Genomic DNA, 12,403 nt, shown 5'->3' with positions numbered 1-12,403 from the left:
CGCCGTCGTCGAACGTGGTGCGGTCGCTCGGTGCGGTGCCCGTCCCGTCGGCCCCGAGCGCGGAACCCACCGCGAGCGCGAACGCGAGTCACGGCGCCGTGCTCGCCATCGGCGCACCGGTCGCCGCCACCTTGCCGGACGGGTCCTCGGTGATCCTGACGGCCCTCGGCCCCGACACGGCGCCGGTCCCCGTCCCCACCTCCCATCCGACGGCGGCCTCGGACATCCCGATCGAGGGCGCCATCACCGTGCGGGTCAAGGCGACGTCGGGATCGGTGACCGTGAGCGCGGGAGACCTGGACTGCCGCGATCACCGCGGGCGCACCGTCGCCTTGAACGCCGTCGGCCCGGCCACGGTGACGGTCGCCGCCGGTTCGCAGGCGGACCTGGTGGTGCGCGGAACGTTCCACGACGGCACCGCCCAGGTGACGCTGCGGCACGCGGGTCACGCCCTGGCACTGTGGACGTTCAACATCGAGAACGACTGATCTTGTGACCTGCGTCACCTCATGAAATAGTAAGTGTCAACTATTTCTGCGAGGAGGCGGTCCGCGTCGGCGCACCCGCCGTCCTTCCCGTCACGAAGGTGAACGACATGACCGAGAGCCCCAGCACGGACAGCACGGGCACGGACGCCCAGCAGCGGGAGGCGATCGCCCAGGCGATCAGCCGGCTCAGCCTCGAGGAGAAGGTGCAGCTCCTGACGGGCGAGACCGCGTTCACCCTGCCCGGGAACGACGCGATCGGCCTCGCGCCCCTCGCCTTCTCCGACGGACCCACCGGCGTGCGCGGTCTGAAGTTCATGGGCGGCGACGCCGTCGCGCTCTTCCCCAACGCCACCCTCATCGCGTCCTCCTGGGACGACGCGATCGCCGAGGAAGTGGGCGGGATGCTGTCCGAGGAGGCTCACCGCCAGAACATCCATGTCGTCCTCGGACCGACCATCAACCTGCACCGCACCCCCTTGGGCGGCCGGCTCTTCGAGGCCTACTCGGAAGACCCGTACCTGACCGGCCGGGCGGCGAGCGCCTACGTCCGCGGTCTGCAGGACGGCGCCCCCGACGCCGACGGCACCGGACGGCGCGGCGGCGGCACGGGGGCGTGCCTCAAGCACCTCGTGGCCAACGAATCCGAGATCCTGCGCAATTTCATGAACTCGCAGGTGTCCGAGACGGCCCTGCGCGAGGTGTACCTCCTGCCGTTCGAGATGGCCGTGCGGGATGCGCATCCGTGGGCCATGATGGCCGCCTACAACGACATCAACGGCGTCACCGCCACCGAGCAGGACCACGTCCAGAACGGGATCGTGAAGGACGAGTGGGGCTGGGACGGCCTCATCATGAGCGACTGGTTCGCCACCAAGCGCACCGTGGAGTCGGCCAATGGCGGCCTGGACCTGGTCATGCCAGGGCCGGTCGGGCCGTGGGGCGAGCGGCTCGTGGCCGCCGTCCGGCGCGGTGACGTGTCCGAGAGCACCGTGGACGACCACGTCGCACGCCTGCTCCTCCTGGCCCGGCGCACCGGCGCCTTCGGCACGGACGGGGCGTCACCCTTCGCGTCCGGCATGCCCACCCCGGACTCCCCCGAGCGACGAGAGCAGCTGTGCCGCATCGCCACGCGCGGCATGACCCTGCTGAAGAACGACGACGGCGCCCTCCCCCTGGCCGGCGACGGACCGGTCGCGCTCGTGGGCCGCTCAGCCGTGGCCACCGTGTGCATGGGCGGCGGTTCGGCGCAGGTCACGCCGCCGTACCAGGTCACCATCGCCGAGGGCCTGAGCGCCCGGCTCGGGGACCGCCTGACCGTGGTGGACGGGGTGGCCATCCGGCGCCGTCCAGTCGCAGCATCCGCGGAGTTCCTCAGCGACCCGGTCTCGGGCGAACCCGGGATCCGTGTCACCCGGCTCGCCGACGGTGGCCGCGAGATCTCCAGCGCACACTCCCCCGTGGCCTCCCTCAGCACCGGCTTCGACGACCCCAGCCAGGAGACCCCCGCGGCCGTCCGCCTCGACGCCGCGCTCAGCAGCGGCGGGACCGTCCGTGTGGGCGGCATCGGCGCGGGTCACTGGCGGATCGTAGTCACCGGCCCCGACGGCGCGGTGCTCGCCGAGCTCGACCGTAACGTCACCACCGAAGGCTTCGACCCGGGCGAAGGCATCCTCCGCCCACCCGCCTTCTCCGAGGTCCTCGAGCTTCCCGAGGGCAGCCGGATCAGCGCCACCCAGACCTTCCGGCCGGTGGACTGGCGTGCCGTGCTCGCCGCGCAGCCGCACGTCCGCGTCGCCGAGGAGAGCCACCTGTTCGCGGCGTCCGGGGTGGGGCTGGCCACCCTGGTGGCCGAGCCGATCCCCGTCAGCGACGACGACGCCCTCGCCGCCGCCGAGGACACCGCGCGCCGGGCGGGGACCGCCGTCGTCGTGGTCGGGCTGACGGAGGAGGACGAGACCGAGGCCGCGGACAAGCACACCCTCGCCCTGCCCGGCCGTCAGGACGAACTCGTGACCCGGGTGGCCGCGGCGGCCGAGCGGACCGTGGTGGTCGTCAACGCGGCGACCCCGGTCCTCATGCCGTGGCTGGACGCGGTGGACGCGGTGCTGATCGTGGGCCTGCCGGGCCAGGAGGGCGGCCACGCCGTGGCCGATGTCCTCACGGGCGCGGCCGAGCCCACGGGTCGCCTCGTCACGAGCCACCCTTCCGCGGACGGCGCGGCCCCGGCCTGGAGCACCCAGCCGGACGAGACACTGACTCTGGATTACACCGACGGCACCGCCATCGGCTACCGCGGCTATCACGCCGGCCACGCGCCCGAGCCCCTGTTCTGGTTCGGCGCCGGCCTGGGCTACGGCGCGTGGGAGTACGCGGACGCAGCTCTCACGGACGACGACGGCGTGCCCGCGGTGTCCCTGACGCTGCGGAACGTCTCGGCACGGGACAGCCGTGAGGTGGTGCAGCTCTACTACGCCCCCGCGGAGGCCGGGCAGCCCATCCGTCTGGCCGGGTACACGAACGTCGAGGTCCCGGCGGGAGGCGCGGTCCCCGTGACCGTCCGCGCCGATCCGCGGCTGTTCCGCCGCTGGGACGAGGCGGACGGCGCGTGGCACGAGCTCACGGGCGGTGAATTCCTCCTGGCCCGCGGCCTCGGTGATGTGCGGGCGAGGGTGTCGTGGAGATGACCCCCGCGGACACGGCGGAAACGGCGGACGCCGGCCCCGGCGTCGGCGTCGCCGGCGTCGCTGACGGGACCTCCAACGGAACCGCCCGCCGTGCCGGCGGCCGGCCCAAGGGCGCCGACAGCGCCGCCCGGCGAGAGGAGATCCTGGCCACCGCGGCGCGGGTCTTCTCCGAGGAGGGATACCGGGGCACGTCCATGAGTTCCCTGGCGCGGTCCTGCGGCCTGAGCCTGACGGGACTGCTGCACCACTTCCCCACCAAGGACGCGCTCCTGGCTGCGGTCATGGAGTGGCGCGACGCCCGCGACCTGGCGCTGCTGGGCGGCCGGGACCGGGAGGAGCCGCGGGGCTGGGCCGCGGTGGAGCGGCTGGTGGACCTGGTCCGGCACAACACCCGGCAGCCCGGCATGGTCCGGCTCTTCACCACCCTGGCCGGGGAGGCGACGACCCACGACCACCCCGCCAGCTCCTGGCTCCTGGAACACCACCGGCTGGCGGAGGCGAAGATCCTCCGGTCCTTCCGGGAAGCGGCCGAGGACGGACGGCTCCTGCCCGGCGCCCCCGTGGAATCGCTGGCGCGGTGCCTCGTGGCGGCCATGGACGGGCTGCAGCTCCAATGGCTGTCCGATCCGGACGACGACGGCTCGGCCATGGCCGACGACTTCGCCGTCCTGGTCCGGACCATCCGGGAGTGCTGGGGCCGCTAGGCCGCCGCGCGACCCGCCGGCCAAGCCGGGCGGCCCCGCAGCCCCGCGCCTACGAAACCGCGGCTCAGGAGTCGAAGCCCAGCCCCACGGCGTCGAGGGCCTTGAGGATGAAGTTGCGCTTGCCCTCATTGTGGTCGGCGCGGTCCATCGACCAGCGGGTCAGGTTGATCCCCACCGAGGCGAACGGTTCCGGAGGGAACGGGAGGGGACGCTTGCGGACCATCTCCACACGGGTCCGCTCGGTGTCCGCGCCGCTCAGCAGGTCCAGCAGGACGTCGGCGGCGAAGGCGGTGGCGCCCACGCCCAGGCCGGTGAACCCGGAGGCATAGGCCACCCGGTCCTTCCGCGCCGTGCCGAAGAACGCGCAGAACTGGGTGCTGGAGTCAATGGGGCCGGCCCACTTGTGCGTGAACTTCAGGCCCTCCAGCTGGGGGAACGTGGTGAAGAAGTGCGAGGCCAGCCGCTCCCAGGTCTCCGGCTGGTACTCGTGCCCCTCGTCCACGCGGCGGCCCCAGAAGTACAGGGCGTCGTAGCCGCCGAAAAGGATCCGGTTGTCCTGGGTGATCCGGTAGTAGTGGAACTGGTTCGCCATGTCCCCGATGCCCTGCCGGTTCGTCCAGCCGATGGCCTCGAGCTGCTCCTGGCTCAGGGGCTCCGTCATGAGGGCGTAGTCGTAGACCGGCACCGTCATGAGCGCGTTGCGCTTCAGCAGCGACGGGAACACGTTGGTCCCCAGCACCACCTGGTCCGCGCGCACGGTGCCGCGGTCCGTCACGACCTCCACGCCGCCGTCGACGTCCACCAGTTCCCGCACGCGGGTGCGCTCGTGGATGACCACTCCGAGCTCGGTGGCCACCCGGGCCAGCTCGGTCGCGAGCTTGTAGGGGTGCACCATGGCCACGGAGTCCTTGAGCCAGACCGAGCCGAGGAACGTGGGCGAGTTGACCTCGGCCTGCGTGGCCTCCCGGTCCAGAACGTGGCCGCCGCTCTCCTCCGCCAGCCACTCCAGCTGATGAGGTTCGACGGCGACGTTCAGCTCACCGGTCCGCTCCCATTCGCAGTCCATGCCGTAGCGCTCGATCGCCTCCTGCATCCGCTCGAGGTTCTCCAGCCCCAGCCGTTCGAGGGTCTCGATCTCCTGCGGCCAGCGGCTCTTGCCGTTCTCGTAGCCGTGGGTCAGGCTGGCCTCGCAGAAGCCGCCATTGCGCCCGGACGCCGCCCAGGCGATCCGCTCGCCCTCGAGCAGGATGACGCTGCGCTCCGGTTCACGTTCCTTGGCCCGCAGCGCGGTCCACAGACCCGTGTAGCCGCCGCCCACGATCACCAGCTCGGCGCTCGCGTCACCTTCCAGCTGCGGGTATCGGGTCACGTCCGGGCCCAGATCGTCGATCCAGAACGGCCGGTGAACGGCCCCTTCCAGGGAACGCTCGACGACGGCGGGCTGGGGGACGTTCCGTTCGAAAACGGTGGTATGCACGGGAGTTTCTCCTGTTTGAGGGTGCGGTGAAGGACAGTGTGTGGGGGTGGCGGGCGGCGGCCTCAGAGGGCAGCCGGCTCCGCATCCCAGAGGGGCCGCGGCCGGGAGCCGAGGAGGTTCCGGGTGTAATCGTCAGCGGGAGCCGCCAGCACCTCGGCGGTGGGGCCCTGCTCCACGATCCGGCCCTGGTGCATCACGAGGACCTGCGAGCAGATCCGGGACACCACGGCGAGGTCATGGGTGACGAAGAGGATGGTGAGGCCGAGCTGGTCCCGGAGCTCCTCGACGAGCGCGAGCACCTGGGCCTGCACGGAGACGTCCAGGGCACTCGTGGCCTCGTCGAGGACCAGGAGGCGCGGCTGCGCCGCGAGAGCCTTGGCGAGGGCCACCCGCTGACGTTGGCCGCCGGAGAGCGCCCGTGGCTTGGAGCCGAACCGCTCCGGACCGATGCCCACCCGTTCCAGCAACTCGCGGGCGCTGTCCGTGGCGGCTTTGCGGGACTGCTTGCGGTGCAGCCGGAACACGTCCGCCACGGCGTGGCCCACGGGGATCCGCGGGTCCAGGGACAGGTACGGATCCTGGAAGACGATCTGCACATCCCTGGCCAGGAGCTTGCGTTCGGACGCCTTCAGGGGGCGGGCCGGGCGCTCGTTCCCGTCCAGGTGGAGCTCGCCGTCGCTCGGGGTCTCCAGCGCGACCACCAGGCGGGCCAGCGTCGACTTGCCCGAGCCGGACTCGCCCACGACGCCGAGCGAACCGCCGCGCGGCAGGGTGAACGCGGCGTCGTCGAGGGCCGTGATGACCTCGCCGTGGGGGAGCTCGTACCGCTTGCTCAGGCCGGAGACCTCCAGCAGCGGCGCCTCCGCCGAGGGGGCCGGCGGGGCGGGGATCCGGTCCAGGTCGATCGTGGGGGTGGCCCCCACGAGTTCCCGGGTGTACTCCTGCTGCGGGCTCACGAACACGTCCCGGGTCCGGCCGTGCTCCACCACCTTGCCGCGGCGGAGCACGTAGACGCGCTCGCACAGGCTGGCGGCGAGGTTGAGGTCGTGGGTGATGAAGAGCATGCCCATGCCGCGGGCCTGCTGCTCGTCCCGGAGCAGCCGGACGATCCCGGCCTGCGTGGTGACGTCGAGCGCGGTGGTGGGCTCGTCACAGAGCAGCAGTTCCGGGGAGTCCAGGAGCGCGGCCGCGATCATGACGCGCTGCAGCATGCCGCCCGAGAGCTGATGCGGGTACTGGTTCACCAGGTCCTTGGCCCGGCGCAGGCCGACCTGCTCCAGCTGGGTCACAGCCCGTTCGGTGGCCTCGGCGCGGGAGAGACCGCGCCAGCGGACCAGGGTCTCCGTCAGGAAGTCTCCCACGGTGCGCACCGGGTTGATGCCCGCGCGGGGGTCCTGGAAGATCATGGACGCCCGCTGCCGGCGCAGGCCCAGGAGCTGCTGACGGTCCGCCGTGAGGGTGTCGAGGCCCCGGACGGACACCAGGCCGGAGTGCTGGGCGCGTTCCGGGAGGAGTCCCAGGGCGGCCCGCGTGGTCAGCGACTTCCCCGAACCGGACTCGCCCACGAGCGCCACGGCCTCGCCGTCGTCGACGTGGAGGGAGATCTTGTCCAGCAGCGGTTCCCGGCCCGCGAAACCGAGGGTGAAATCCTGTACTTCCAGCAAGTGACTCATGAGAGCTTGCCTCCGATCCGATCCGAGATCTCCTCGCCGATGACATTCACGGCGACCACGACGACGACCACCACGAGCGCCGGCCAGAACGCCGGCAGGATGTAGCCGCCCAGCAGAGCCCCACGGGACTCCTCGATCATGGCGCCCCAGTCGCTCGTGGGCGGCTGGACGCCGAGGCCGATGAAGGACAGCGCCGCGAGGTCCGCCAGGACATAGCCGAAGTTCAGCGCCGACTGGGCTCCCACGGTGGGGATCAGGTTCGGCAGCACCCGGCCCAGGACCACCCACGGCGTCCGGAAGCCGAGCACCCGGTACGCCTGGACGTACGGGCGAGCCCGCTCCGAGGCCACGAGGCCCTGGGTCAGGCGCGCCACATAGGGGATGTAGGCGATGGTCATCGCGATGATGGGAGCCACCAGCCCCTTGCCGAACAGAGCCACGGCGAGCATGGACACCAGCAGCGCCGGGAAGGCGAAGAGGATGTCGAACACGCGGCCGAGGATCTTGCCGAGCCAGCCGTCGGACCAGCCTGCGGCCAGGCCCAGCAGCAGGCCGAGGACCGTGGAGCCGAGCACCACGAGCGTGGGGCCGAGCAGCGAGGTCCGGCCGCCGAACATGAGGCGGCTGAGCAGGTCACGGCCCAGGGCGTCGGTGCCGAGGAGGTGCTGGGCGCTGGGCCCGGCGAGCACGTTGTCCAGATCGACGTAGTCCGGATCGTAGGGCGCGAGCGTCGGCGCCAGGACGGACACCACGACCACCACGGCCGTGACGATCACGGCGATCCAGGCCGTGAGGGACAGGGCGGAGGTGTAGCGCCGGAACCCCGTCTGCGGGAGCGTCATTGAGAGGGTCATCGGGTCTCCGATCCAGCGGCGATACGAGGGTCGATGAGGGGCTGGACCAGGTCCACCACGGTGTTGACCACGACGAACGCCGTGACCACCACCATGACGATCGCCTGCACCACGCCGAAGTCCAGCCGGTCGATGGACTGGACCAGGAGCTGGCCGATCCCGGTGAGGCCGAAGGTCTGCTCGATGATGGCGCTGGAGACCAGGAGGCCTGCGATCAGGACGCCGCTCACCGTGAGGATGGGGCCCAGGGCGTTCCGCAGCACATGGCGCAGGACCACCGTGGGACGCGTCAGGCCCCGGCTCGTGGCCACTTCGACGTGTTCCCGGATGAGCTGTTCGTTCATGGAGGAGCGCGTCACCCGGGCCACGAACGCGATGTACGTGACGCCGAGGGCCAGGGCCGGCAGGGTGAGATGCCAGATCCGGTCCCAGAAGCCGTCACCGCTGCCGAAGGAGGGGAACCAGCCGAGGTTGACCGAGAACACCGCCACCAGGCCGATGGCCGCCACGAAGGGAGGGACCGCGCCGGCCGCGGTGAGGGAGATCAGGATGAACTTGTCGCCGAAGCCCTTGTTGAGGCTCGCGATGATGCCGGCCAGCAGGCCCAGGATCGTGATGAACACGGCGGCCAGCGCCACGAGCTGCAAGGTGGTGGGGAGCCGGTTGAGCAGCACGTCGGAGACGTCCTGCCGGTAGGTCAGGGACCGGCCCCAGTCGCCGTGCAGGATGCCGCCGAGCCAGTTCACGTACTGCTCCCATGGCGGCTTGTCGAGGCCGTACTGGCGGGTGATCTCCGCGAGCGCCTCGGGCTTGGGACTGCGGCCGCGCAGCAGGAAGCGGGCCGGGTCGCCGGGGACCAGGAAGCGGGAGAAGAACACCGCGAGCGAGGCCACGAACAAGGTCAGCAGCAGGGTGCCGATCTTCACGAGCACGAATCGCAGGCGGGCGCCGCCCTTGCGCTTGCGGGCCTTGCCGGAGGCGCCTGGCACACCGGGCCCGTCCGTGCCGCCGGACGCGCCGGAGCCGCCGGGGCCCGGGGAGTCGGGCGAGGGTTTCACGTCAACAGCAGTCATGGTCAACGGCCTCCGATCTTGGCAGCCCACGGGAAGTACATGTAGTTGATGGACGGGTCAGCCCCGGTGATGCGCTTGCCCAGCCACATGGACGTGACCGTCTCGTACAGCGGGCCCCAGACCACCTCGTCGCTGGCGATCTTCGCCGCCTGCCCGGTGAACTTCGCACGCTGGTCCGGATCCTTGGTCCCGATCGCCTGGTTGACGAGCTTGTCGTACTGCTTGTTGACCCAGCCGCCGTAGTTGCTGAAGTCCCCTTCCCGCAGCACGCTGTACATCTCGAGCGGTTCGGTGCTGGAGAGGTACCAGGAGGTGAGCACCAGGTCCGTGCCCTTGCGGGCCTCCGGGTCGGAGAACAGGGTCGTGTACTTGTCATTGGACATCGTCCGGATCTCCGGGTTGAGCCCGATCTCCTTCGCCGCGGACGCGATCGCCCGGGTCTCGATGTCGAAAGCCGCGCTCAGCGAGGCCGTGGAGAAGACCACCTTCTTGCCGGTGGCGCCGGCCTCCTTGACGAGCTTCTTCGCCTCGGCCAGGTCGTACTTCAGCGGCTCCAGCTGGCCGAACGCCTTGTCCACGGTCGCCGGCTTCGCCGCATTCCACACATTGCGCGTGGTGAGGGCGTCGGTCGGCCGGGCGTAGCCCTGCTCGGCCGCCTTGATGAGGGAGGGCCGGTTGATGGCCATCATGAGGGCCTTGCGGACCCGCACGTCCTTGAAGGTCCCGGCCAGGTCCGTGAAGACGAGGCTCTGGACCGTGCTGTCCGCGCCGAAGTAGAGGTTCCCCGCGTCCGTGTTGGCCTTGAGGATGTCCATGGCGTTGGACGGGATCATGAAGGCCCCGTCGATCTCGCCGGTCTGGAGGGCGTTGATGCGCGAGTTGGCGTCCGTCAGCATCTTGAACGTCACCTGCTTGGACCTCGCCTTCAGGGACGGGTCCCAGTAATCGTCGAAGCGCTTGAGGGTGATGCTCTCCCCCGCCTCCCAGCTGACGAAGGAGAAGGGACCGGTGCAGTTCACACCCTTGGTGGAGTTGCCGTAGTCCTTGCCGTCCTTGGCGAGGGTCTTGGCGGACTCGACGACGCCGGGCGACCCGACCAGCGCCGCGTTCAGGGTGTAGTCCGGCTTGGCCATCGTGATGGTCACCTGGTCCGCCGCCGTCTTGTCGATGCTCGCCACGTTCTGGAACGCCGACGCCCAGAAGGAGCCGACCTTCTCATCGAGGTGCCGGCGGAGGGACGCCACCACGTCGTCGGCCGTCATGACGGTCCCGTCGTGGAACTTCACGCCCTGCCGGATGGTGTAGACCCAGTGCAGCGGGTCCGGGTTGTCCGCCTTGGTGGCCAGACCGGGAGACACCGTGAGGTCCTTGTTCCAGCGGAAGAGGGACTCGCAGACGTTCGACAGCACGGTGTTGTCCGGGTAGTCGAAGGCGTAGGCGTAGTCCAGGGAGAACGGCTCGGCGTACATGGCCCAGGAGAAGCCGTCGATCTCCTTGGTCGGCGCCGGGGACCCCTGGCTCAGGGTGAACTTCGCCTCGCCGGGCGCGGTCCCGCCACTGGGCCGGGCCGCACAGCCGCTCAGGACGAGGCCGCCGACCACCGCGAGGGTGATGGCCGCCTTGCCGCGGGCCGCCGTCGTCGGGCGTTCAGCGGACGACGACGGCGCGCCGAACCGCTCCCGCAGCCGCCGGAGCGCGCTCACGCGGCGTCCCTGTGGCGCGGCGCCGCGCAGGGTCTTCCTCATGCTTCCTCCTCCTGGGCGGTCCTGCGGTAGACGCGGGTTCCGTCGATCCAGGTCTCCTCGACCCGGGCGGTGTGGATCTGCTCCGCCGGGAGCTGGAAGACATCCCGGTCCAGGACCACGAAGTCCGCCAGCCGCCCTTCCTCCAGAGTGCCCGTCACGTGGTCGAGATGGTTGATCCACGCCGTGCCCTGGGTGTAGGCGTTCAGGATCTGCTGAAGGCTCAGCTTCTGGTGGTCGGGGCCGAGCGGCCTGCCGGTCTCGCCCGGGGAGGTCCGGTTGACGGCCACGTGCATGGCGGCGAGGGGGTCCGCGGTGGAGACGGGCCAGTCGCTGCCGGCCGCGAGCCGCGTCCCGTGGGCGGCGAGTTCGCCGAACGGGTAGTGGCGTTCCTCCGCGTCGGGCTCCAGGAACGGCAGCGTGAGCTCGTCCATCTGGTCCTCGTGGCAGGCCCAGAGCGCCTGCATGTTCGCGGCGGCGCCGAGCTCCGCGAAGCGCGGGGTGTCCTCGGCCCGGACCAGCTGCAGGTGGGCGAGGTGGTGCCGGCCGTCGGTGGCGCCGTTCTCGGTGCGGGCCCGCTCCAGGGCGTCGAGGGCGTCGGTGACGGCACGGTCGCCCAGGGCGTGGAAGTGGAGCTGCATCCCGGCGGCGTCCAGGGCGGTGACGAAGCCCTTCATCTCCTCCGGGTCGAAGAATTCGATGCCCCGGTTGTCCGTGTGGTGTCCGTGGTGGTCGCGGTACGGCTCGTGCATGGCGGCAGTGAAGTTCTCCGCGACACCGTCCACCATGATCTTCACCGTGCTCGCGGTGAGGCGCTCCGGCGCGACCGCCTGGGCCACCTCTTCGCGGCGGGCCAGGATGGGTTCCAGCTGGGCGTCGCCTGCGGTGCGGTCCCACCACTGACAGATGCGGACGCGGACCTTGAGGTCCCCGGCCTGCGCGGCCCGCAGGTAGACCTTGAGGAGGTCCACATTGCCGTCCTCCGGGATGGTCACCCAGGCGTCCTGCCAGGCGGTGATGCCCTGGGAGAGCAGGAGTTCCTGGGCCTTGAGGAGCCCGGCGTAGGCGAGTTCCTCAGAGGTGCCCGGGCGGACGGAGGCGAAGAGGTCCATGGCACCCTCGTGCACCGTGCCGGCAGGGGCGCCGTCCGCTTCCCGTTCGAACCGCCCGCTCTCCGGGTCCGGGGTCGTGGCGTCGATGCCCGCGAGCTCCAGGGCCTTGGTGCTGACCCAGGCGCCGTGGTGGTCGCGGTTCTGGAGGAACACGGGGCGGTCCGGGACCACGGCGTCGAGGAGCTGACGGGTGGGTGTGCCGCCCGGGAAGTGCTCCATGGACCAGCCGGCGCCGAGGATCCACGGCTCGTCCGGGTGCTCCTCGGCGTAGCGGCGGACGGTGTCCACGGCGTCGTCAGCGCTCTCGACCTCCGTGAGGTCGCATTGCAGCAGTTCCACCCCGGCGAAGACCGGGTGCATGTGGGAGTCCTGGAAGCCGGGCACGATCAGCCTGCCCGCGACGTCGAGCCGCTCGGTGGCGCCGTCGGCCAGCGGCGCCAGCTCCTCGGCGGTGCCCACCGCCAGAACTTTTCCGTCGCCGATCGCCAGGTCCGCACGGCGGGGGACGTCGTCCCTGCCGGTGTAGACCCATCCGTTCTCCAGGATGGTCTGCGCAATTGCCATGAGCTCCTCGAATCTCTGTGCGGGGCTGGATT

General features: G+C 70.9%; 9 protein-coding genes. 3 read left to right on the top strand and 6 right to left on the bottom strand.

What is annotated here, in order from left to right; genetic code table 11:
- The first annotated feature begins 17 nt into the window (after window positions 1-17).
- The 3 genes from QFZ52_RS00430 to QFZ52_RS00420 all read left to right on the top strand — a co-directional run bounded on the left by QFZ52_RS00430 (window position 18) and on the right by QFZ52_RS00420 (window position 3,876).
- Complete coding sequence (locus QFZ52_RS00430; RefSeq protein ID WP_307495662.1) at window positions 18-488, top strand: hypothetical protein; 471 nt, start codon at window positions 18-20, stop codon at window positions 486-488.
- Between the two features lie 107 nt (window positions 489-595).
- A complete protein-coding gene (locus QFZ52_RS00425) occupies window positions 596-3,172 on the top strand; it encodes a beta-glucosidase family protein (protein ID WP_307495661.1) in 2,577 nt (858 codons plus the stop codon).
- Complete coding sequence (locus QFZ52_RS00420) at window positions 3,169-3,876, top strand: TetR/AcrR family transcriptional regulator (protein WP_307498613.1); 708 nt, start codon at window positions 3,169-3,171, stop codon at window positions 3,874-3,876. The genes QFZ52_RS00425 and QFZ52_RS00420 overlap by 4 nt, the downstream gene beginning before the upstream one ends.
- A gap of 64 nt (window positions 3,877-3,940) precedes the next feature.
- Here QFZ52_RS00420 and QFZ52_RS00415 read toward each other — a convergent pair whose 3' ends face one another.
- The 6 genes from QFZ52_RS00415 to QFZ52_RS00390 form a co-directional block, all read right to left on the bottom strand.
- Window positions 3,941-5,353 carry an NAD(P)/FAD-dependent oxidoreductase gene (locus QFZ52_RS00415; RefSeq protein WP_307495660.1) on the bottom strand — a complete coding sequence of 471 codons (1,413 nt, stop codon included), beginning with the start codon at window positions 5,351-5,353 and terminating at the stop codon, window positions 3,941-3,943.
- Between the two features lie 62 nt (window positions 5,354-5,415).
- Window positions 5,416-7,026 (bottom strand): dipeptide ABC transporter ATP-binding protein, encoded by a 1,611-nt coding sequence (locus tag QFZ52_RS00410; RefSeq protein ID WP_307495659.1) that lies wholly within the window; start codon window positions 7,024-7,026, stop codon window positions 5,416-5,418.
- Window positions 7,023-7,880, bottom strand: a complete 858-nt coding sequence (locus QFZ52_RS00405) for an ABC transporter permease (protein ID WP_307495658.1) — start codon at window positions 7,878-7,880, stop codon at window positions 7,023-7,025. Before QFZ52_RS00405 ends, QFZ52_RS00410 begins: the two co-directional genes overlap by 4 nt.
- Window positions 7,877-8,953, bottom strand: a complete 1,077-nt coding sequence (locus QFZ52_RS00400; protein ID WP_307495657.1) for an ABC transporter permease — start codon at window positions 8,951-8,953, stop codon at window positions 7,877-7,879. The genes QFZ52_RS00405 and QFZ52_RS00400 overlap by 4 nt, the downstream gene beginning before the upstream one ends.
- Window positions 8,954-8,955: 2 nt before the next feature.
- A complete protein-coding gene (locus QFZ52_RS00395; protein ID WP_307495656.1) occupies window positions 8,956-10,698 on the bottom strand; it encodes an ABC transporter substrate-binding protein in 1,743 nt (580 codons plus the stop codon).
- Window positions 10,695-12,371, bottom strand: a complete 1,677-nt coding sequence (locus QFZ52_RS00390; protein WP_307495655.1) for an amidohydrolase — start codon at window positions 12,369-12,371, stop codon at window positions 10,695-10,697. Before QFZ52_RS00390 ends, QFZ52_RS00395 begins: the two co-directional genes overlap by 4 nt.
- Window positions 12,372-12,403: the final 32 nt, after the last annotated feature.

The sequence above is a fragment of the Arthrobacter woluwensis genome, from assembly GCF_030816155.1.
In the GTDB taxonomy this organism is placed as follows: Bacteria; Actinomycetota; Actinomycetes; order Actinomycetales; family Micrococcaceae; genus Arthrobacter_E; species Arthrobacter_E woluwensis_A.
This window is presented reverse-complemented; position numbering and strand designations above follow the sequence as displayed.

Coding starts and splice junctions, on each gene's coding strand:
- QFZ52_RS00425 (WP_307495661.1), top strand. CDS start 596: ATGACCGAGAGCCCCAGCACGGACAGCACGGGCACGGACGCCCAGCAG.
- QFZ52_RS00420 (WP_307498613.1), top strand. CDS start 3,169: ATGACCCCCGCGGACACGGCGGAAACGGCGGACGCCGGCCCCGGCGTC.
- QFZ52_RS00410 (WP_307495659.1), bottom strand. CDS start 7,026: ATGAGTCACTTGCTGGAAGTACAGGATTTCACCCTCGGTTTCGCGGGC.
- QFZ52_RS00405 (WP_307495658.1), bottom strand. CDS start 7,880: ATGACCCTCTCAATGACGCTCCCGCAGACGGGGTTCCGGCGCTACACC.
- QFZ52_RS00400 (WP_307495657.1), bottom strand. CDS start 8,953: ATGACTGCTGTTGACGTGAAACCCTCGCCCGACTCCCCGGGCCCCGGC.
- QFZ52_RS00395 (WP_307495656.1), bottom strand. CDS start 10,698: ATGAGGAAGACCCTGCGCGGCGCCGCGCCACAGGGACGCCGCGTGAGC.
- QFZ52_RS00390 (WP_307495655.1), bottom strand. CDS start 12,371: ATGGCAATTGCGCAGACCATCCTGGAGAACGGATGGGTCTACACCGGC.